Raw genomic sequence first — 19,124 nt, 5'->3', positions numbered from 1 at the left:
ACGTCAGCGGCTTGGCTCGATGTGCTTGTCAGCGTCTCATTATCAGGCGAGCATGGGGGTCCCTGTCGTCAGTGCCGTTGTGTCTATGAAAGCCATTGTTCCTGCTGCCTGGGTTTTGATCGGCCTGTTGAGCGCCTTCCACATGGGAGGCGTGGTCGCGGCAACGCCAGCGCAGGAAAAACCGGCTGCCAGTGCCACGAAAGATACGTCGAAAAAAACGGCAGTGGCCAAGAAGCCTTCCACTAAAAAGGCAGCTCCCGCGAAGAAAAAGCGCGCGCCCATCGCTTCCAAGAGCAAATCCGCCCGCGAGGTCGCCAAGACCCCATTGCCGCCGGCCAAGCTGGACCTGAGCCTGCCCCGTGAGATGGTCGAGAAACTGCAGCCACCGGGTAAGGTGGTGCAGTCCAAGCGTGAGCCCCTCTTGCCGTCGATGTTCGGCGAGAAACCCGGGCCGTTTCAGCTCAATGGCCGTTTGTTGAGCAATGAAATGCAACTGCCGCTGCGCAACCAGGAGCGCTATGAGGTGGAAGGCGCGGCGCTGGATTTCGAATTCAAGCAATAAACCTTCGACAGGCCTGTCGCTCGTCGCTGACCCTTCGGTCATCTCGCCGTGGGCAAAAAAAACACGCAGACGGTAATTTAAAACGAGTGTTTTAGCCGTTACTCTGTGTTCTGTTACCAACCATTACCTGTCGTGAGGATGTTGTCGTCATGAAATGCCGTGAAGGCTGTGGCGCCTGTTGCATCGCCCCTTCCATCAGCTCACCTATCCCTGGCATGCCCCAAGGCAAGCCGGCGGGAGAACGTTGCGCGCAATTGTCGGTCGATAACCTGTGCCGGATCTTCGGCCAGCCGGAACGTCCGGCAGTGTGCTCGGCGTTCGAAGCCGACATCGAGGTGTGCGGCAGCAGCAGTGAAGAGGCCATCCGGCTGATCGGTTGGTGGGAACAAATCACGGCAGCGTAATGAGTCAATGAACGGATCTAACCGAACGAACTTGGACAATAAGGAAAAGAACTATGGGTTCGCTGCATCGTATGGCTGTGTTGTGTGGGTTGACCGTGTTGCTGGCAACGGCCACCGCTCAGGCAGAGGACTGGCAGGTTGCCAAGGAGAAGGACGGTATCAAGGTCTCCCTCAGTGAAGTGGCGGGCTCCAAATACAAGGCCTACCGCGGCGTGACGGTGATGAAGACCACCATGGCCAAGCTGCGGGCCCTGCAGGAAGACGTTCCCGGTGCCTGCGCCTGGATTCATGAATGCAAGAGCCAGAAACTGCTCAAGCACGAGGGCAATCAGAGCTGGACCTACACTCAATTCAACACACCATGGCCGGTGACGTCCCGGGACTCGGTGCTGGAAGTCACCACCGAGGAGGGCGCCGACGGCAGCCTGACCCGCAAGCTCAAGGGCGTGCCGAAATACCTCCCCGAGGAGAAAGGTTTCGTGCGGGTGACCCAGGTCGACGGTTTCTGGAAGTTCACGCCAAAGGGCGCCGACCAGGTCGAGGTGATCTATCAGGTCCACACCGAACCAGGGGGTGACGTACCGTCCTGGCTGGCGAACAAGTTCGTGGTGGATGCGCCGTTCAACACCTTGAAAGCCTTGAGGGAACGCGCCGAAAAGTGATCGGCCACGGCTGCACTGCAAGAGACCGCCCCAGAGGCGGTCTTTTCATGTCTGCCGTCCAGACACCCGGCGGAACGATCGACCGGCCACCAATGTCGAGATAAAGGTAAGCCAGCCCCTGAATTGATCAAGGAGACACTGATGCAAAAGTGGGAAATCACTTTCATCGACGATCACGGTGAAACCACCGTCGAGCAGTTCGACCATGACCGGGAGCCCACCATGGAGCAGGCCGCCCAATTGATTCGCGAAAGATTGCTTCCAGTGCTCAAGCGACTGGATCTCAACGACTTGGAAAATCGCACCGAGGACCCGACTGTCAAGAATCTCAAGTCCCAAAACAGCATTGAAATTCTCAGCATTACACCGATTTCATGAAACGCTGCCTGGTCTCGCTTGGCAGTGGCTGCCACTTGCGGCTACTCTGCAATTGAGATCAGCGAAAGGATCGCCAAGGTCCGGTCTTGTCAGCTACATGCTTGTGTCCCGACGGTTATTTGATGCCGTACCGCTTGCAGCCTGAGGGCTTCATGCACGGGAAGACGGAAAGTCTATCCATTGGTTTCAGGAGGACGTTTCATGAGCACAGCCTATCAAGAAGACATCAGCACCAGCGTATTGCGCCGCATGAAAGAAGGCGGTTTCGATTTTTCCCGATTCCATCCCATTGAGTTCTACGCCATTTTCCCGGACGAGGAGCGGGCGCGCAGGGCGGCAGGTCATTTTCGGGGAGAATCGTTGAACGCGCAGATCAGTGCACGGGACGACGGCGCTTGGTCATTGGAACTGAGCCGGGTGATGTACGCCACTTACGACGACATTGGTGACTTCGAGCAAGACTTCGAGGCAGTCGTTGAACCCCTGGGTGGTGTGATCGAGGGCTGGGGTGTCAAGCAAGAGATCCGGCGCCTGCAGGCCTGACAGTCACTCACCGCCACCACAGCAACGGCTGACCTTTGTGTCGGCCGTTTTCATGTGCGAGCCACACCACCATTGGCAATCCTGTGTGGGAGCGGGCTTGCTTGCGAAGATGGCGGTGCGCAGCCGACCTGCTGTTTCCGAGCGCCTGCTGCATTTCTTTGCCCGGGAAGCGGCCAACCCGGCCAGTATCTACAACTGCCTCGGCGCCGCGCGAGCCAGTGCCCACGCGGTACATGGGTGAATTACCGACGGGGGCCTGATAACCCTTCAACGGGGGAGCTTTTGTGGCGAGGGGATTTATCCCCGCTGGGCTGCAAAGCAGCCCCAAAACAGACAACTCAATCCGTCTGGCACACTGAGGAGTCTGGGTTCAGGGCCGCTTCGCGCCCCAGCGGGGATAAATCCCCTCGCCACAAAAAAAGCAATCTCACGGGGCCAATGGCTGCTTGCGTCCCGCCATATGCTTCAGATAACCCACCAGCAAATCCAGCTCCGAGTCCGGCAGCACCGCAGCCGAGAACCCGGGCATCTTGCCCTGGGGCCAGCGACGCAGCGCTTGCGGGTCGCGAATGTAGCGCTTGAGGAAATCCCCGGAGAAGTATTCGGTCGGGTTGAAGGGGATGTTCAAGTCTGGGCCGAACTGCGCGTCGCCTGCGCCATTGAGCCGGTGGCACGCCAGGCAGTTTTTCTGGAACAGCTCGAAACCTTTATTGACCGGGTCGTCCTTGGCCAGGTTGGACGCCGGCAGCAGGGCCGGAAAGCGCTCGGCCACGGCTGACAGGCGCTTGATGGTCGCCACGGCGTAGGGCCATTGCTCCGGGCTGATGTGGCCAGCCTGCGGATCGGTCCACACCAGGTAGAAAGGCCCGGCACTGTGCTTGCCTTCCCCCAGCGGCGGCCAGGGCTTGGCCGGGTCCTCGATCGCCAGCCAGGCCCGGGCCCCATTCTTGTTGAGTAACGGCGCCGCAGGCATTTCGGCAGCGAAGCCGTCCAGGGCAACGGCTTGCAGATGGTCGTCCGCTTGGACGCCCGTCAATAGTGCCGCCAGCGGCACGGCTCGATAGCTCATCGGTTTCTTGTAGGAAACGTCATCAGCGATCTGGACCGTTTGAGCGTCCGGGTGTTTGAGCAGTTCTTCGGTTTGCCAGGTGCGCGTGCCCACGCCCAACTCCAGCACCAGTTGCGCGGCGTAAAGGGGCGTGCTGAGCAGCAACGCCCCGAACACAATAAGAGCTTTCAAGTCGTTCGCCTTCCATGTCGAGAGGTGCCGCAAAGGTTGGCACAGCCATCGCGGCTCGAACAGAGAACCCGTCACATTTTTTGGCGACACAACTAACGAATGATGCAGATGCCCTCGCGCAGGATTCAGCCAATCACCTTGGTGATATTCGGCAAAATCAACAGCAGCGTCGTGGCAAAGAGAATGAGTCCGGCTTGGCGAACTTTCGAATGTTTGAACATGGCTGACCCGCCTTTATTGTTATTTCCTAAAAGCCAGCCTGCATATCCATGGCGGCTGGCGTTGCACTTCCTGTTTGACAAGCGCCTCGGCAAAACCCGACGACTTTCTTGTACAAGGATTACATTAGGGGCCGCGGCCGCCTTGGCTTAGATCCAATTCATATCAGCTCGGTGAGGGCGGCTCTAAAAAAGGTATGAGGCCTATTGCCACCTTCCTGCCGGCCCTTTTGCTAGACAGCTTGCCCTCCTGAATCGGTTAACCCGATAGCTCGCTACCGTTCGTCTGAGCATGGCCGTCAACGCCATTGAGCGCTGTGGTCATTGAATCCAGCGCCGCTGGGCTTATGGTTGGAGGCATCGCATTATCCCCGTGGTTTCGAGGACGTCATGACCCAAGCTTTGATTTTCGACGCATTACGCACGCCCCGTGGCAAGGGCAAGGCCGATGGCGCCTTGCACAGCGTCAAGCCGGTGAACCTGATGGGTGGCCTGCTCAGCGCCTTGCAGCAGCGCATGGATCTGGACACCAGCCAGGTCGATGACATCGTGCTCGGTTGCGTGACCCCGGTGGGCGAGCAGGGGGCTGATATCGCCAAGACCGCGGCGCTGGTAGCCAATTGGGATGTCAGCGTGGCGGGCGTGCAACTCAATCGGTTTTGCGCCTCTGGCCTGGAAGCGGTGAACCTGGCGGCCATGAAAGTGCGTTCCGGGTTCGAAGACCTGGTGGTGGCCGGCGGCGTCGAGTCCATGTCCCGGGTGCCCATGGGCAGCGATGGCGGCGCGTGGGCGCTGGACCCGCAATCCAACCTGCACGGTCACTTCGTTCCCCAGGGCATCGGCGCCGATCTGATCGCCACCCTGGAAGGCTTCAGCCGCGAAGACGTCGACGGCTACGCTTTGCACTCCCAACAAAAAGCGGCACGCGCCCGGGCCGACGGTGCGTTCAATAAATCTCTGGTCGCCGTGCGGGACCAGAATGGCATCGTGCTGCTGGACCAGGACGAATTCATCCGTGCCGACTCCACGCTCGAAGGCCTGGGCAAGCTCAAGCCGAGTTTCGAAGCCATGGGCCAGATGGGCTTCGATGGCACGGCGCTGCGCGTCTACAGCCATGTCGAACGAATCCATCATGTGCACACGCCGGGCAACAGTTCCGGCATCGTCGACGGTGCGGCGTTGATGTTGATCGGTTCCGAAGCCAAGGGGCGCGCCATGGGCCTGCAACCCCGGGCCCGGATCGTCGCCACCGCCGTCACCAGCACCGACCCGACCATCATGCTCACCGGCCCGGCGCCGGCCACCCGCAAGGCCCTGGCCAAGGCCGGGCTGCGGGTGGAGGACATCGACCTGTTCGAAGTCAACGAAGCCTTCGCCTCGGTGGTGCTCAAGTTCATCAAGGACATGGCCATCGACCCCGCCAAGGTCAACGTCAACGGTGGCTCCATCGCCATGGGCCATCCCTTGGGCGCCACGGGGTGCGCAATCCTTGGCACGTTGCTCGACGAATTGGAGGTGCGGCGCCTGCGTTATGGCCTGGCGACCCTCTGTGTAGGCGGCGGCATGGGCATTGCCACCGTCATTGAACGCCTCTGAGCCCCGACTTCAAGGAACACTTTTTCATGACCGATGCCATTCGTTACGAAACCGGCCAGGACCGGATCGTCGTCCTGACCCTGGACCTGCCGGGCCAGAGCGCCAATACCATGAACGCGGTGTACCGTGAGGCCATGGCCGCCTGCGTCGCCCGTTTGCAGGCTGAAAAGGACTCGATTGCCGGTGTGATCATCACCTCGGCCAAGCACACCTTCTTCGCCGGCGGTGACCTCAATGAATTGATCAAGGTCGGCAAGCCCGAGGCCAAGGCTTTCTACGACAGGGTCCTGCTGCTTAAAGCGCAACTGCGAGCCTTGGAGACCCTGGGCAAGCCCGTGGTGGCGGCCATCAACGGCGCGGCCCTCGGCGGTGGTTGGGAGATCTGCCTGGCCTGCCATCATCGCGTGGCCTTGGATCTGCCATCGGTGCAACTCGGCTTGCCTGAAGTCACGCTCGGCCTGTTGCCGGGCGGTGGCGGGGTGGTGCGGATGGTGCGTCTGCTCGGGTTGGAAAAGGCCTTGCCGTATCTGCTCGAGGGCAAGAAGATCAACGCGCAACAAGCGCTGCAGGCCGGTTTGATCGATGAGCTGGCGAAGGATCGTGACGAGCTGCTGGCCAAATCCCGGGCCTGGATTCTTGCCAACCCCAGCGTCATCCAGCCCTGGGATGCAAAGGGTTATCGACTGCCGGGCGGCACGCCGTCTGACCCGAAAGTTGCGCAAATGCTGGCCATCGCCCCTTCGATCCTGTGCAACAAGACCCAGGGTTGCCTACCGGCGCCGGAGAAAATCCTCTGCGCAGCGGTGGAGGGCGCCCAGGTTGATTTCGACACCGCGCACTTGATCGAAACCCGCTACTTCACCGAACTGACCACCGGCCAGGTGGCGAAGAACCTGATCGGCACCTTCTGGTTCCAGCTCAACGAGATCAAGGCCGGTGGTTCTCGCCCACAGGGTTTTACGCCTTATCTGACGAAAAAAGTCGGCGTTCTCGGCGCGGGCATGATGGGGGCGGGTATCGCCTATGTCAGCGCCATGGCCGGCATCGCAGTGGTACTCAAGGATGTCGATCTGGCGGCAGCCGAGAAGGGCAAGGCCCGTTCGGCGGCGTTGCTGGATAAAAAGGTCGCCCGCGGTCAACTCACCGCCGAGCAGCGCGAAGCCACGCTGGCGCGGATTCACCCCACCGACAGCAACGCAGACCTGGCCGGTTGCGACCTGATCATCGAAGCGGTGTTTGAAGATCGCGCCCTGAAAGCCAGCGTATCGGCTGCCGCCCAGGCCGTGGTGGGCGATGATGCGGTGATCGCTTCCAACACCTCGACCTTGCCCATCACCGGCCTGGCCATGGCTGTGCCGGACCCGACGAAGTTCATCGGCCTGCACTTCTTCAGCCCGGTGGAGAAAATGCCCCTGGTGGAGATCATCAAGGGCGCGCGTGCCAGTGACGCGACCCTGGCTCGGGGTTTCGACTTTGTCCTGCAGATCAACAAGACGCCGATTGTGGTCAACGACAGTCGCGGCTTCTTCACGTCGCGGGTGTTCGGCACCTTTACCAACGAGGGCATCGCCATGCTCGGCGAGGGCGTGAGTGCGCCGATGATCGAGACCGAAGCGCGCAAGGCCGGCATGCCGGTCGGGCCGCTGGCGATCTCCGACGAAGTTTCCCTCAGCCTGATGAGCCATATCCGCGCGCAAACCGCCAAGGACCTGCGCGCAGAAGGGAAAACGCCGATTGAGCACCCGGCATTCGCCGTGATTGACTTGCTGCTCAACGAATACAAGCGGCCGGGCAAGGCCGCCGGTGCCGGTTTCTATGAATACCCGACCACCGGGCAAAAGTACCTATGGCCGCAACTCAAAAGCCGCTTCGAGAAAGCCGACGGGCAGATCTCCCCGCGGGATATCCGTGATCGCCTGCTGTTCATCCAGGCCCTGGAAACCGTGCGCTGCATGGAGGAGGGGGTGCTGACCTCGACGGCCGACGCCAACGTTGGTTCGATCTTCGGCATCGGCTTCGCCGCCTGGACCGGCGGTGCACTGCAGTTCATCAATCAATATGGCCTGCAGGACTTTGTCGGTCGTGCCCAGTATCTGGCCGAGCAATACGGCGAGCGCTTCTCACCGCCGGCCTTGTTGTTGGAGAAAGCCGCCCGCCACGAACTGTTCTGACAGACCCGGGAAGGGGCTTGCCTTGGGACCGTGTTTCAGGGCAGGCTCTGGGGTGTGCAATATTCCCATCATCGTGTCAGGTATTTTTTATGTCGCTACGCATCTGCATTCTGGAAACCGATATCCTGCGTCCAGAACTGGTCGACCAATATCAGGGTTACGGGCAGATGTTCCAGCGCCTGTTTTCACAGCAGCCCATCGCGGCCGAATTCGTTGTGTACAACGTGATGGAGGGGCATTACCCCAGCGATGACGAGCAGTTCGACGCTTATCTGGTGACCGGCAGCAAGGCTGATTCCTTCGGCACCGACCCTTGGATTCAAACCCTCAAGACCTACCTGCTGGAGCGCTACCAGCGCGGCGATAAATTGCTCGGTGTGTGCTTTGGTCACCAGTTGTTGGCGTTGTTGCTGGGCGGCAAGACCGAGCGCGCCAGCCAAGGCTGGGGCGTCGGCACCCATCGTTATAAACTCGCCGCCAAGGCGCCTTGGATGAGCCCGGTGATGGAAGAACTGACCTTGCTGATCAGCCATCAGGACCAGGTCACCGAATTGCCCGAAAGCGCGACCGTCATCGCCTCCAGCGATTTCTGCCCGTTTGCCGCCTACCACATCAACGACCAGGTGCTGTGCTTCCAGGGCCACCCGGAATTCATCCACGATTATTCCCGGGCCTTGCTGGAGATTCGCCAGCAACACCTCGGCGAGCAGATCTATAGCCAGGGCGTGGCGAGCCTTGCCCACGAGCACCACGGCACCACGGTGGCGGAGTGGATGATGCGTTTCGTCGCTCACAAGCCGCAGGCCGAAGCCACCCAGGGCTAAAGATCACGACTCTCTAATGTGGGAGAGAGCTTGCTCGCGATCGCGGTGGATCAGTTGGCGTTGATGTTGGATGTGCCGCCGTCTTCGTCGGAACGCCGCACCAATCCCAGCGAAAAACGCTGGCCTACAACCACCCTGATCGCTTGAAGCTCCACCACAGCGACGAACAGCCCACCGCAATAACCCCCAGCACCGCGAAATACCCGTACTGCCAACTCAACTCCGGCATGTCCTGGAAGTTCATCCCATAGATCCCGGCCACGGCCGTGGGAAACGCCAGGATCGCCGCCCAGGCCGCGAACTTGCGCTGCACCACGCTCTGGCGCGACGCTTCGAGCAGCACGCCGACTTCGATGGTCTGGCTGGCGATGTCGGCCAGGGTGGCCAAGTCTTCCATTTGCCGTGTGACATGAATCTGCACATCACGGAAGTACGGGCTCATGTTCTTGTCGATGAAGGGGAAGTCGAGCCGCTGCAACTCTTCACTGATCTCCACCATCGGCGCCGCGTATCGACGCAGGCGCAACACGTCGCGGCGCAAGCTGTGCAGGTTCTGGATATCCCGCTCGTTCAGGGAGCTGCACATGACGTTGCGCTCCAGCTCATCGATTTCGGCGTGAATGGCTTCACCCATGGGCTGATAGTTTTCAATCACGAAATCAAGGATGGCGTAGAGGACGAAATCTTCCCCGTGTTTCAGCAAAAGTGGACGTGCCTCACAGCGCTGCCGGACGTGGGCGTAGGACGCTGAGTGGCCATTGCGAGCGGTGATGATATAGCCCTTGCCGGCAAAGATATGGGTTTCAATGAATTCCAGCTTGCCGTCCTTGCGTATCGGCGAATACGTGACGATGAACAGCGCATCGCCAAAGGTCTCCAGCTTGGGACGACTGTGTTTCTCCATGGCGTCTTCGATCGCCAATTCGTGCAGGTTGAATTGACGCTGCAGGTTGGTCAGTTCCACGGCGCTGGGCTCTTCGAGACCGATCCATACAAAATGACCAGGTTTGGCAGCCCAGGCGCTGCCTTCGTCGAGGGTGATATTGGTGATTTTCTTACCGGCGCTGTAGACCGCAGCAGCAACGACTCTACCCATAATGGTGGTTCACTTCTTATTGGAAATGGCAGTGGCAGGCAGCTTCAAGCTTAACGCGCCCTGTAGCTTGAGAGTCAGCAAAATCTGCGGAGTTCGGCGGCAAAAGAAAACCCGCCACGAGGCGGGTTTTCCATTCAGGCGGCCTGCAACTGCCGATCCATTGTCGCGATGCATTCGCGCATCTGTTCACGGCATTGGGCAATGAGCCCGGGCATGTCATCCATGCTCAACCCGGCCGTAGGAATCGCCGGCAATGAACGTATGAGGATGTCACCGCTGCGCCAGCGATTGAGGCGCATGTGCTTGATGTAGCTGCTGACGCACACCGGAACAATCGGCACACCGGCGGCTATTGCCATCTGGAAGGCGCCTTTCTTGAACGGCAACAGGTCCTTACCCAGATTGCGCGTGCCCTCCGGAAAAACCCAGATCGAGGTGTCCTCGTGCTGCAAGGTATGGGTGGTGGTGAGCATCGACTGTCGCGCCTTGACCGCGTTGCCGCGGTCGATCAACACGTTGCCCGCCAGCCAGAACAACTGCCCGAACAGCGGCACCCATTTCAGGCTCTTCTTGCCGATGCACACGGTACGGCGCGGCACCACGTTGCCGAACATGAACAGGTCGTAGTTGGATTGGTGGTTGGCGATGATGACGCAGCCGTTGGGCTTATTCACCAGCGAGTCGACTTGTGCCTGGACCCGCAGGCGCAAAATGCACATCGCCGGCAACGCATACAACCTTGCGCATAAACGGCTGTTGTCCGGGTTGAATGGCCGGCACAGACCCAGAAGCACCCCGAGCACGCCAGCCAGTACAAAATGCAGGCCCATCAACAACATACGCAATACAAACAGCATCTACAGGCCCCATCGGGACAAAAGGTGGCGCAGTGTACGGATGTGCACTGTTTTCGGCAATTGCCGCTATAGAGGTAGGAAATGGACGATGTTTAAGCGCATGTTTCCACATGGCGTGACAGAAGCGACCTAGAGCGGTTGCGGACTTTTAAACGTTTTATGTAGGAAAAAACCGAACTCTAAGGAAGGACTGAACCTGTGGCGAGGCAGCTTGCTCCCGCTGGGCCCGTAGGAGCTGTCGAGCGGAGCGAGGCTGCGATCTTTTGATCTTTCGCTTCGGACTCAATTGGTAGTGAAAAGATCGCAGCCTCGCTCCGCTCGACAGCTCCTACAAGCGTCAGCCCAGGTGCTCCTGATCCAGCAGAATCGCACTGTCCAGCGTTTCCAGCAGGGCCTTGCGAACTTTCAGCTTGGTGTTCTTGTGGGCGGTCATGTTGATCTTTTTCAACTGACGCGCCGCTTCCAGGGCCGCGCCCTGCAGTTCTTCGGCCGACACCACCTTGTCGAGGAAACCGGCATCCACAGCGCCCTGCGGATTGAACATCTCGGCATTGATTACCGAGCGATGAAACGCCGACTTGCGCAGTCGATCACGGGCCAGCTCGATACCGGCGTGGTGCATGGTCATGCCGATCTGCACTTCGTTCAGGCCGATGCTGAACGGTCCTTCCACACCAATGCGATAGTCCGCCGAGAGCAGCAGGAACGCACCCTTGGCCACCGCATGCCCCGGGCAAGCGACAACGACAGGGAAGGGGTGCGACAACAGGCGACGCGCCAGGGTCGAACCGGCCGTGACCAGGCTCACCGCTTCCTTGGGACCGGCGGTCATCACCTTCAGATCGTAGCCACCCGACAAAATCCCCGGTTGCCCGGTAATGATCACCACCGCCCGATCCGCCGTCGCCTGATCCAGCGCAGCGTTGAACGCGGCAATCACATCCGGCGAGATGGCATTGACCTTGCCGTTGTTCAAGGTCAGGGTCGCGATACCGTCTTCGAGATGGTAGGCAATCAAGTCGCTCATGACGCTATTCCTTGTAAGAGAAGTGACGCAGACGTTACCCACCGCCGCAGGCCAGGTAAAGCGCCGTGACTGACTCACCAGTCAGCCCCAGGCCCTGCAAACAGCCTGGCCCGCCCATCCCGCTTCGCCTTCATCTATAGAGCAGCGCCTGCATAGCCCCGAAGATTGGCCGGTTTGCCATGCCCAGGCGCGTTTGAAATGCCCGACCAAGCTTAACCGCATGAAAATTCTGAAAAAAACCTTTGCCATCGGAAAAGCTTTCGACTACATTAGCGCGCCTCGACAGACTGAACAGTTTGCCGAGATACGGTGAAGTGTCCGAGTGGCTTAAGGAGCACGCCTGGAAAGTGTGTATACAGGAAACTGTATCGAGAGTTCGAATCTCTCCTTCACCGCCACATTCTACAAACACAAACCCCTGATTTTCCTAGAGAAAGTCGGGGGTTTGTGGTTTTTGGCGTCTGGAAATACACAAGACACATGGAAGATCCAGGAATAAGCACGCCCCCCCTGTAGGAGCGAGCTTGCTCGCGATGACGGCCATACATCCAACATCAAAGTGACTGACCCACCGCTATTGCGAGCAAGCACGCTTCCACAGTGGCCTTATTACCAAACAGCATCAGGCAACCTCACAGCAGCATCGGGCAAAAGCTTCTTAGCACAGGTCGTTAAGGTTCTCTTGGAAGAGCATCTTATCCATTGCACTGCCGTGAGAGAACATCATGACCACATGGATGAATTTGGCTTGGCGCGTCCAGGCTCTTGCACTGTCTTTAGTGTTTTTAACCAGCAACGTCTGGGCTTCGGAAAACGCTCAACATGCCAATACGGATCGGGTCCGCCAGGCGTTCACGAATTGGCAGCAAGGCAAAGGCACAGCGTTCGATCTGCTGGCGCCCAACGCCGTATGGACCGTGACCGGATCAAGCCCCGTATCGGGTGTGTATGACAGCAAGGAAGATTTACTGGAGCAGGCCGTACGGCCTATCACGGCTCGGCTGGCGACTGCGGTTTCCCCCACTGTCCAAAGCATTATCGCCGAGGGCGACGTTGTGGTCGTTCTGTGGAGTGGAGAAGCCACGGCCCTGGATCGCAAACCCTACAACAACACCTACCTGTGGCACATGACATTCAGGGATGGCCAGGTCATCGCGGTAAAAGCCTTTCTGGACACCTACGTGCTGAACGATCTTATGCGTCGCGTACAACCTGTGCAGTAATAAGTAGGCGCTATGTGTTCGACATTCCAGGCACGTCCATGTTGATCTTGCGCCAGGCCGCTTCGGAAAAGCTGTAGACCGAAAACGCGATCAGCCCCAAAGCCATCACCATTAAAACCACACCACCGGCCGGCAGGTTTTGCAGTGCATCGAGGGCGTCTTTCATGCCGGGTGGGTCCATGGCTTTATAGGTCGAGCCACTGATGATCAGCAGCAGGGCGATTTCAATGAAGACGACGCCCCGGGCGATAAGACCGAACCGCGATATCGGACGCACGTACCGCATGACGTCCTCGTCTGCGTCAAAGTACTTCTCGAACGACGCCTTCCAGCCCTTGATGATATGAGCAATGCCCACGCCAAGCGGTATCAGTGCGATGAGGTAAATCAGCACGTTCGAATGGTCCCAGGACAATAGGCGTGCAAGTAGATCCTGGGTATCTCCCCCTCCGGAATTGCCCGAGCTTTTAAGACCGCTGATGAGCAACCCCAACGCAAAAAAAGCCAGGGCACCGTTGATCAAGCCTCCAGCCAACAGTCCCCCCCGAATCACCAAGCCTTTGAACTCTTTACCGTGATGGTCGACATCACGCGTTGCCTGCAACAGGCGCCATCCGGCGAAAGCCAGTAAACCCATCACCACCAGGCCGACTAAAACATGGCCGAATGGCTGACTTAACAATGCTTCCAGGCTGCTGTGGCTATCCTTCGATTTGCTCGAGTCTTGAGCCGCCAGCAAAGCGAAGATACCAATGATCAGATAAATAACGCCCCGAGCGGCGTAGCCGCCTCGTGCCAGTAAAACGAGGCTTTGGTGTGGGGACATAGGAGCAGATTCCGAAGAGGTCATACAGGAGCAGACCCAAGGTATTGCGAGGGGTTCGATTGGTGTTCGAGTGTCCACGGCTGTGTTTTTTTGCGAAGCCGTTCGTTTTTTCGCATAGAGCTATCAAAGGCTAAGCTTGACCGCGAGCAAAAGCCGCACATAAGCAGTCTTTTGAAACGCCGAAATTCCAACCTCCCTGACGTCGCACAATGAGTCTGTCGATTGCCCTGAATGCGCTTCGCGAATCTCCGATAAGGCCTGCGCCTGCCCACATTGCGGCAATCCTTTCCGGGAGCCGAGTTTCCGCCTGACCGAGAAGAATGTGGGACAGATTGCCGGGGTGACCGGCGTCTGGCTCACCGCGCCCTGGATCGCGCGGATGGTCTTTGGCGTGGTGGCCGTGATTGCGGTGGTCGCGGTATTGATTCTGCGGTGACTGTATTGATTGGCTAACTAGCCGGGCCCGTCGTGCCGCTCTGCCGAACATAATAATTGTCGAACTCGCTGCTTTCGACGAATTGGAAGCCATGGCGGATGTAAAAGCGATTCGAGGCGCTTTCCTTAAGGGCACCCACCCTGAGCGGGAGCGCGGCCGCATCTGCTTCCTTGAAAATATGATCGAGAACAGCCGCGCCTATTCCTGATCCTTGCGCGCAGGGCCTTATATACAAGTGGTCAAGCAAGAGTTCATGGCTGAAAGGCTTGACCACAACGAACCCGACCCTCTTTCCCGACACCTCGATGTGGCGTGTATGGCAGGGTTGGAAACCACCAAGAAACCGCTCGCGCGCCCGCACCGGATCAAATCGCCCCACACGCTCGAGGCTTTCGCGCATGGCCTCGATTCGAATGCCTGCCAGATCCTCCGAGTCGCTTTGTTGAGTGGGGACCAGAATAATTGGAGGGTTTTGATTGGGGGTGAGGGCCATTGTTCACGCTCTGATTTTCATCCGGGAAGCCAGTATAGATAACCTGACGATGCCGGCTCATGGCGTCGGATGTATCTAGCCATTGTTCAACGGCAACTGCGGACTGTCCGGATTCAACTGCTGTCGCCTGAACTGCCCCGGCGGCTGTCCATGTATCTGGCGAAAACGTCTGGAAAAATAGGCCTCGTCGGCGAACCCGCACAACCTCGCCACTTCGCCCACGGGGCGGGTGCCATTGAGCAAGTAATTGCGCGCCGCGTGCATCCGGCGTTCGAGCACCAGTTCGGTGAAGGTCTTGCCGATTTCCTTGCGCAGCCAGTGGGTCAGGTACGTCGGCGACAGGTAAGTCGCCGCGGCCACTTTGATCAGGTTGAGGTCGGGGTCGGCGATGTTCTTGCGCAGGTACTCGGACATCCGGCCCAGCGCATCGCGTCGGCTGACTTCGGCGGCGTTCTCTTCGGCCAAGCGCTTGAGCGGCTCGGCATACAAGGCGCAGACGCTGCCGATCAGTTGCAGCAACAAGCCCTTGAGCATCTCGCGGGTGCCAAACTGACGATTCTGGTCCAGGCCACGCATCTGCTCGATCAAGGCGCAGATTTTGGCGAAATCCTCATCCCCCAGAATGAAGTCCAGGTGTTCCTGGAAACGGAACGGCGACAGCTCCGGCGCCAGCAGAATCGAGACCTCTTCCAGGTCCATCGGGTCGCATTGCAGATGCGGCAGCAGGAACGTCTGGGAAAAATTGATCACCATGAAGTTGCTCTCGGCCGGGTGCGGAATCACGTGCACACGGTGAGGCAGGATGAAGGCCAGGGTGTTACGCGGAAACGGACGTTCGACGTTGCCAATGTGTTGCACGGTGTCGCCGCCGAGGTTGATCTGGATCTGGAAGTACTCGTGGCGATGCGGGCCGGTTTCGGCGCGCCGGCCCTTTTTGTCGCGGATATAGAAATCCGTCAATTCGCTGCGTTGCTGCATGACATAGGTGGGGACTCGGCTCGGTGATGACATCTCCAGGGAATCCTTTGCGGTGCATGGCGGTGATGACGATTGTGACGGTGCATCTGGATAATTTTCAAGAAGTCATACGATGACAAGGTCGGTGGCGTGAATTTTCTGTCTCTCGAAAATGGAGGGCGCTTGTCCAAAAACGATAAATTCGTATTATTAAATTAATTGTTTAAAAACAAATAGTTAAGATTGTATTAAAAAACATATGAAAAAAATCGCCGATAGGATTTTTTTGGACAGGTTCCTTTGGCGCGGTTTTAAACGGGAAAAATGATCTAACAGCTCAGTTGATTTTGAATGGTTGTACGACCACTGTTGGGCCACGCAACCCGACCCTCCATCCAAAAACAATCAAAAGGTGCGCACATCATGAACCTGTTCCTGCTTTTCCCTGACCCGCTTGACTGCTCCCCCGACAGATCCTGTTGCAAGGCCTCTTCGAACACCTGACACCGGCTGTTCGCACCTCTCATTCCAGTAGCGATTGTTCTGCCCCGACATCGAGGGCACTGATTTCGGCTGCTCGTAAACATTTCGACGTTTCTAACAATAACGAGGTCTACTCATGTCGAATTCCCACACCTCCCAGACCGCCGCAGCGCCGGTGATTACCGGCGCCCGGGACGCCGCAGTGTCAGAGCGTCTGCCGTCGCGTCGGCGCTGGTTCATGCTGTCGTTGCTGTTGATCGCGACGATCATCAACTACATCGACCGGGTGAATATTTCGATTGCCGCGCCGTTTCTCGCCAAGGACCTGGGCCTGGACAAGATCGAGATGGGTCTGATTTTTTCCGCGTTTGCCTGGACCTACGCGATTGCACTGGTGCCCGCCGGCTTCATTGCCGATCGCTTCGGCTCCCGGTTCACCTACGGGGTGTCGCTGATCAGTTGGTCGACCGTCACCGTGTGCCAGGGCTTGGCCACGGGCTTCGCTTCGTTGTTCGGTCTGCGCCTGGCCGTCGGCGCGATGGAAGCGCCGGCGTTTCCGGCCAACAGCCGGGCGGTCACGGTGTGGTTCCCGGCGCGGGAGCGGGGCCTGGCCAGCAGCATTTACGTGTGCGGCCAGTACTTGGGCACGGCGCTGTTTACCGGTGCGCTGCTGTGGCTGGCCACCACTTATGACTGGCGCCATGTGTTCTACAGCACCGGCGCACTCGGCATTGTCTTCGGTGTGGCCTGGCTGTTCCTGTATCGCGACCCGATGAACTGCAAGAAGGTCAGCCAGGAAGAACTCAAGTACATCGAAGCCGGGGGAGGGCTGGTCAAGAGCAGCCAGGAGCGCACCCGCTTCAACTGGCGGCAGATCGCCGAGCTGTTCAGCTATCGGCAGGTCTGGGCGATTTGCATCGGCAAGTTCGCCAGCACGTCGGCGCTGTACTTCTTTCTCACCTGGTTCCCCACGTACCTGATCGAAGAGCGTCAACTGACCATGATCAAGGCCGGGATCTTCGCCGTGTTGCCGTTCGTGGGCGCGACGGTGGGCATCCTGCTCGCCGGGATCGTGTCCGACCTGCTGATCCGTCGCGGCTACTCGCTGTCCTTTGCCCGCAAGTTGCCGTTGGTGGTCGGGTCGATGTTGGGCACGTCCATCGTCCTGGTGAATTTCACCGACTCGAACGTGATCTGCATCGCCGTGCTGACGGTTGCCTTCTTTGCCCAGGGCATCGCTTCGTCGTCATGGGCGGCGGTGTCGGAAGTGGCGCCCAAGGAACTGATCGGACTGACCGGCGGGATCACCAGCCTGGCGGCCAACATCGGTGGGATTGTCACCCCCATCGTGATTGGCGCAATCGTCTACAAGACCGGTTCATTCGCCTTGGCCTTCTGGTTCATCGGCGGCGTGGCGCTGATCGGCACCTTGTCCTATTCGTTGCTGCTCGGCCGTTTGTACCGCATTGAACTCAAGGCGCGCTGAGCCCGGAAAAAACCGTTTTTCTCCAACACGAGGCGGCATTCCTCCAACTTCGCCAGGGATTGCCGCCGTACGCTGACCCTTCCAACAGGACTTTTATCAGGATGAACATGCCCGAGTATGTCTTTACCCCGGACCTGCCAGTGACCTTGCCGGTTGTCGGCACCCCGCAGCGTTTTCCCGTAGGCCGGGTCTTTTGCGTCGGTCGCAACTACCCTTGGCCCGATACCCAGGGTGAGTCCCGCGTGCCACCAGTGTTTTTCATGAAGCCTGCCAGTTGCGTGGTGGAGGCGGTCGGCGACGTGACGTTTCCCCCGGTAACCGAGGAGTTCGCCCACGAAATCGAATTGGTCGTGGCCATCGGGGAGGGCGGCGCCAACATCCCTGAGAGCCAGGCGCTGGCCTATGTGTGGGGCTATGCGGCGGGTCTGGATCTGACCCGACGTGATGTCCAGCGCATGGCCAAGCGCAACGGCCTGCCGTGGGAGGGCGCCAAGGTGTTCGACGGTGCCGCGCCGATGACGGCCATCCTGCCGGTTTCCCGGGCGGGGCACCCCGATGGCGAGTTGTGGCTGAACGTGAACGGTGAAGAACGCCAGCGCGACAGCCTCGACAGCCAGATCTGGTCGGTCAGTGAAGTGATCGCCCGCATCTCGCAATCGGTGGCGCTGCGGGCCGGCGATCTGATCATGACCGGCAGTCCGGCAGGCGTCGATGTGTTGCAGCCGGGTGATGTCATCGCGGCCGGCATCGATGGCATCGGCCAACTGGAAATGCGCGTCGGTCCGCGACCTTGAGTCCGCGTTTGTCTTACTGATTTCGAGAAGGGAGAACCCGCATGTCCGACACATTGAAAGTGGCTTTGGTGACTGGCGCCGGCAGTGGGATTGGCCGAGCGGTGGCCCTGGGCCTGATGGCAGACGGCTACACGCTAGTGTTGGCCGGGCGCCGCCCCGAGCCCTTGCAGACATTGGTCGAGTTGGCAGCCTGCGAGGGGCGCGAAGCCTTGGCGGTGCCCACCGATGTGCGCGATCCGGCCAGTGTCGATGCGCTGTTTGCCGCCATCGCCGAAGCCTACGGCCGCCTGGACGTCGTGTTCAACAACGCCGGGGTCAACGCGCCCGCCGTGCCACTGGATGAGCTGACGTTCGAGCAGTGGCGAAACGTGATCGACACCAATCTCAACGGCGTTTTCCTCTGCGCCCGTGGCGCCTTCGGCCTGATGCGCCGGCAAGAGCCCCAGGGCGGACGGATCATCAACAACGGATCGATCTCGGCCCACACCCCACGACCGTTCAGCAGCGCCTACACCGCCAGTAAACACGCGGTGCTGGGGCTGACCAAATCCCTGGCCCTGGACGGACGCGAATACAACATCGCCTGCAGCCAGATCGACATCGGCAACGCCCTCACTGAAATGTCCGTGCGCATGACCCAGGGCGTACGCCAGGCCAACGGCAGCATCGCGGTGGAGCCGATGGTGGACGTCAAGCACGTCGCCGATGCGGTGAGCTACATCGCCGGCCTGCCGTTGTCGGCCAACGTTCTGAACATGACCGTCATGGCCACGGCCATGCCGTTTGCCGGTCGTGGTTGAGCCTGCGTGCTCGGCTGCGCTGTAGGAGCTGCCGAAGGCTCGGGCCGC

The 19,124-nt window shown here is 59.2% G+C and carries 19 protein-coding genes, 1 tRNA gene and 1 pseudogene; 14 read left to right on the top strand and 7 right to left on the bottom strand.

Annotated elements, in window-relative coordinates; all coding sequences use genetic code 11:
* Positions 1-85: 85 nt before the first annotated feature.
* The 6 genes and pseudogenes from GFU70_RS19830 to GFU70_RS19805 form a co-directional block, all read left to right on the top strand.
* Positions 86-562: a hypothetical protein gene (locus GFU70_RS19830; RefSeq protein ID WP_058544283.1), complete on the top strand. Its 477-nt coding sequence runs from the start codon at positions 86-88 to the stop codon at positions 560-562.
* Between the two features lie 149 nt (positions 563-711).
* Entirely contained in the window at positions 712-966 is a 255-nt protein-coding gene (locus GFU70_RS19825) for a YkgJ family cysteine cluster protein (RefSeq protein ID WP_003204182.1), read from the top strand.
* Positions 967-1,019: 53 nt separating this feature from the next.
* A complete protein-coding gene (locus GFU70_RS19820; protein ID WP_058544282.1) occupies positions 1,020-1,628 on the top strand; it encodes an START domain-containing protein in 609 nt (202 codons plus the stop codon).
* Positions 1,629-1,769: 141 nt separating this feature from the next.
* A complete protein-coding gene (locus tag GFU70_RS19815) occupies positions 1,770-2,006 on the top strand; it encodes a hypothetical protein (RefSeq protein ID WP_058544281.1) in 237 nt (78 codons plus the stop codon).
* 201 nt (positions 2,007-2,207) lie between these two features.
* Entirely contained in the window at positions 2,208-2,549 is a 342-nt protein-coding gene (locus tag GFU70_RS19810; protein WP_003179463.1) for a ribonuclease E inhibitor RraB, read from the top strand.
* Positions 2,515-2,787, top strand: a pseudogene (locus tag GFU70_RS19805) (alpha-E domain-containing protein); the annotation flags it as partial. The gene GFU70_RS19810 and the pseudogene GFU70_RS19805, both read left to right, overlap by 35 nt.
* A gap of 189 nt (positions 2,788-2,976) precedes the next feature.
* Here the strand turns inward: GFU70_RS19805 and GFU70_RS19800 are convergent.
* Positions 2,977-3,789, bottom strand: coding sequence for a c-type cytochrome (locus GFU70_RS19800; RefSeq protein ID WP_153388690.1), 813 nt, complete (start codon positions 3,787-3,789; stop codon positions 2,977-2,979).
* A gap of 608 nt (positions 3,790-4,397) precedes the next feature.
* On the opposite strand from GFU70_RS19800, the gene GFU70_RS19795 reads away from it, so the two are divergent.
* The 3 genes from GFU70_RS19795 to GFU70_RS19785 all read left to right on the top strand — a co-directional run bounded on the left by GFU70_RS19795 (position 4,398) and on the right by GFU70_RS19785 (position 8,598).
* Positions 4,398-5,603: an acetyl-CoA C-acetyltransferase gene (locus GFU70_RS19795; protein WP_153388689.1), complete on the top strand. Its 1,206-nt coding sequence runs from the start codon at positions 4,398-4,400 to the stop codon at positions 5,601-5,603.
* 26 nt (positions 5,604-5,629) lie between these two features.
* Positions 5,630-7,774 (top strand): 3-hydroxyacyl-CoA dehydrogenase NAD-binding domain-containing protein, encoded by a 2,145-nt coding sequence (locus GFU70_RS19790; protein ID WP_153388688.1) that lies wholly within the window; start codon positions 5,630-5,632, stop codon positions 7,772-7,774.
* Positions 7,775-7,863: 89 nt separating this feature from the next.
* Positions 7,864-8,598, top strand: a complete 735-nt coding sequence (locus GFU70_RS19785; RefSeq protein ID WP_058544277.1) for an amidotransferase — start codon at positions 7,864-7,866, stop codon at positions 8,596-8,598.
* A 124-nt stretch (positions 8,599-8,722) separates the two neighbouring features.
* Here GFU70_RS19785 and GFU70_RS19780 read toward each other — a convergent pair whose 3' ends face one another.
* From GFU70_RS19780 to GFU70_RS19770, 3 genes are all read right to left on the bottom strand, one after another.
* Positions 8,723-9,694, bottom strand: coding sequence for a magnesium and cobalt transport protein CorA (locus GFU70_RS19780; protein WP_058544276.1), 972 nt, complete (start codon positions 9,692-9,694; stop codon positions 8,723-8,725).
* Between the two features lie 134 nt (positions 9,695-9,828).
* Complete coding sequence (locus tag GFU70_RS19775; RefSeq protein ID WP_153388687.1) at positions 9,829-10,551, bottom strand: 1-acylglycerol-3-phosphate O-acyltransferase; 723 nt, start codon at positions 10,549-10,551, stop codon at positions 9,829-9,831.
* Between the two features lie 337 nt (positions 10,552-10,888).
* Complete coding sequence (locus GFU70_RS19770; protein WP_058544274.1) at positions 10,889-11,578, bottom strand: crotonase/enoyl-CoA hydratase family protein; 690 nt, start codon at positions 11,576-11,578, stop codon at positions 10,889-10,891.
* A gap of 308 nt (positions 11,579-11,886) precedes the next feature.
* Between GFU70_RS19770 and GFU70_RS19765 the strand changes: the two genes are divergently transcribed.
* Positions 11,887-11,976: transfer RNA gene (locus tag GFU70_RS19765), tRNA-Ser, on the top strand.
* Between the two features lie 327 nt (positions 11,977-12,303).
* Positions 12,304-12,801 (top strand): nuclear transport factor 2 family protein, encoded by a 498-nt coding sequence (locus GFU70_RS19760; RefSeq protein ID WP_226920954.1) that lies wholly within the window; start codon positions 12,304-12,306, stop codon positions 12,799-12,801.
* 10 nt (positions 12,802-12,811) lie between these two features.
* Here the strand turns inward: GFU70_RS19760 and GFU70_RS19755 are convergent, their stop codons facing one another.
* From GFU70_RS19755 to GFU70_RS19740, 3 genes are all read right to left on the bottom strand, one after another.
* A complete protein-coding gene (locus GFU70_RS19755; RefSeq protein WP_116641614.1) occupies positions 12,812-13,627 on the bottom strand; it encodes a DUF1206 domain-containing protein in 816 nt (271 codons plus the stop codon).
* A gap of 449 nt (positions 13,628-14,076) precedes the next feature.
* A complete protein-coding gene (locus GFU70_RS19745; RefSeq protein ID WP_116641615.1) occupies positions 14,077-14,556 on the bottom strand; it encodes a GNAT family N-acetyltransferase in 480 nt (159 codons plus the stop codon).
* 75 nt (positions 14,557-14,631) lie between these two features.
* On the bottom strand, positions 14,632-15,567 hold the full coding sequence (locus tag GFU70_RS19740; protein ID WP_058544269.1) for a helix-turn-helix transcriptional regulator: 936 nt from the start codon (positions 15,565-15,567) through the stop codon (positions 14,632-14,634).
* A gap of 565 nt (positions 15,568-16,132) precedes the next feature.
* Here GFU70_RS19740 and GFU70_RS19735 point away from each other — a divergent pair.
* The 3 genes from GFU70_RS19735 (at position 16,133) to GFU70_RS19725 (ending at position 19,076) form a co-directional block, all read left to right on the top strand.
* Positions 16,133-17,482: an MFS transporter gene (locus GFU70_RS19735; protein WP_153388686.1), complete on the top strand. Its 1,350-nt coding sequence runs from the start codon at positions 16,133-16,135 to the stop codon at positions 17,480-17,482.
* A gap of 101 nt (positions 17,483-17,583) precedes the next feature.
* Entirely contained in the window at positions 17,584-18,276 is a 693-nt protein-coding gene (locus GFU70_RS19730) for a fumarylacetoacetate hydrolase family protein (RefSeq protein WP_153388685.1), read from the top strand.
* Positions 18,277-18,317: 41 nt separating this feature from the next.
* Positions 18,318-19,076: an SDR family oxidoreductase gene (locus GFU70_RS19725; protein ID WP_153388684.1), complete on the top strand. Its 759-nt coding sequence runs from the start codon at positions 18,318-18,320 to the stop codon at positions 19,074-19,076.
* The last annotated feature ends 48 nt before the right edge of the window (positions 19,077-19,124 follow it).

The organism is Pseudomonas brassicacearum, assembly GCF_009601685.2.
Taxonomy (GTDB): domain Bacteria; phylum Pseudomonadota; class Gammaproteobacteria; order Pseudomonadales; family Pseudomonadaceae; genus Aquipseudomonas; species Aquipseudomonas kilonensis_B.
This window is presented reverse-complemented; position numbering and strand designations above follow the sequence as displayed.

Bases quoted from the DNA above. Each gene is read 5' to 3' on its own strand.
- GFU70_RS19830 (WP_058544283.1), top strand. From the start codon at position 86: ATGAAAGCCATTGTTCCTGCTGCCTGGGTTTTGATCGGCCTGTTGAGC.
- GFU70_RS19780 (WP_058544276.1), bottom strand. From the start codon at position 9,694: ATGGGTAGAGTCGTTGCTGCTGCGGTCTACAGCGCCGGTAAGAAAATC.
- GFU70_RS19790 (WP_153388688.1), top strand. From the start codon at position 5,630: ATGACCGATGCCATTCGTTACGAAACCGGCCAGGACCGGATCGTCGTC.
- GFU70_RS19770 (WP_058544274.1), bottom strand. From the start codon at position 11,578: ATGAGCGACTTGATTGCCTACCATCTCGAAGACGGTATCGCGACCCTG.
- GFU70_RS19730 (WP_153388685.1), top strand. From the start codon at position 17,584: ATGAACATGCCCGAGTATGTCTTTACCCCGGACCTGCCAGTGACCTTG.
- GFU70_RS19820 (WP_058544282.1), top strand. From the start codon at position 1,020: ATGGGTTCGCTGCATCGTATGGCTGTGTTGTGTGGGTTGACCGTGTTG.
- GFU70_RS19725 (WP_153388684.1), top strand. From the start codon at position 18,318: ATGTCCGACACATTGAAAGTGGCTTTGGTGACTGGCGCCGGCAGTGGG.
- GFU70_RS19745 (WP_116641615.1), bottom strand. From the start codon at position 14,556: ATGGCCCTCACCCCCAATCAAAACCCTCCAATTATTCTGGTCCCCACT.
- GFU70_RS19735 (WP_153388686.1), top strand. From the start codon at position 16,133: ATGTCGAATTCCCACACCTCCCAGACCGCCGCAGCGCCGGTGATTACC.
- GFU70_RS19760 (WP_226920954.1), top strand. From the start codon at position 12,304: ATGACCACATGGATGAATTTGGCTTGGCGCGTCCAGGCTCTTGCACTG.
- GFU70_RS19810 (WP_003179463.1), top strand. From the start codon at position 2,208: ATGAGCACAGCCTATCAAGAAGACATCAGCACCAGCGTATTGCGCCGC.
- GFU70_RS19815 (WP_058544281.1), top strand. From the start codon at position 1,770: ATGCAAAAGTGGGAAATCACTTTCATCGACGATCACGGTGAAACCACC.
- GFU70_RS19795 (WP_153388689.1), top strand. From the start codon at position 4,398: ATGACCCAAGCTTTGATTTTCGACGCATTACGCACGCCCCGTGGCAAG.
- GFU70_RS19775 (WP_153388687.1), bottom strand. From the start codon at position 10,551: ATGCTGTTTGTATTGCGTATGTTGTTGATGGGCCTGCATTTTGTACTG.
- GFU70_RS19755 (WP_116641614.1), bottom strand. From the start codon at position 13,627: ATGTCCCCACACCAAAGCCTCGTTTTACTGGCACGAGGCGGCTACGCC.
- GFU70_RS19785 (WP_058544277.1), top strand. From the start codon at position 7,864: ATGTCGCTACGCATCTGCATTCTGGAAACCGATATCCTGCGTCCAGAA.
- GFU70_RS19825 (WP_003204182.1), top strand. From the start codon at position 712: ATGAAATGCCGTGAAGGCTGTGGCGCCTGTTGCATCGCCCCTTCCATC.
- GFU70_RS19740 (WP_058544269.1), bottom strand. From the start codon at position 15,567: ATGTCATCACCGAGCCGAGTCCCCACCTATGTCATGCAGCAACGCAGC.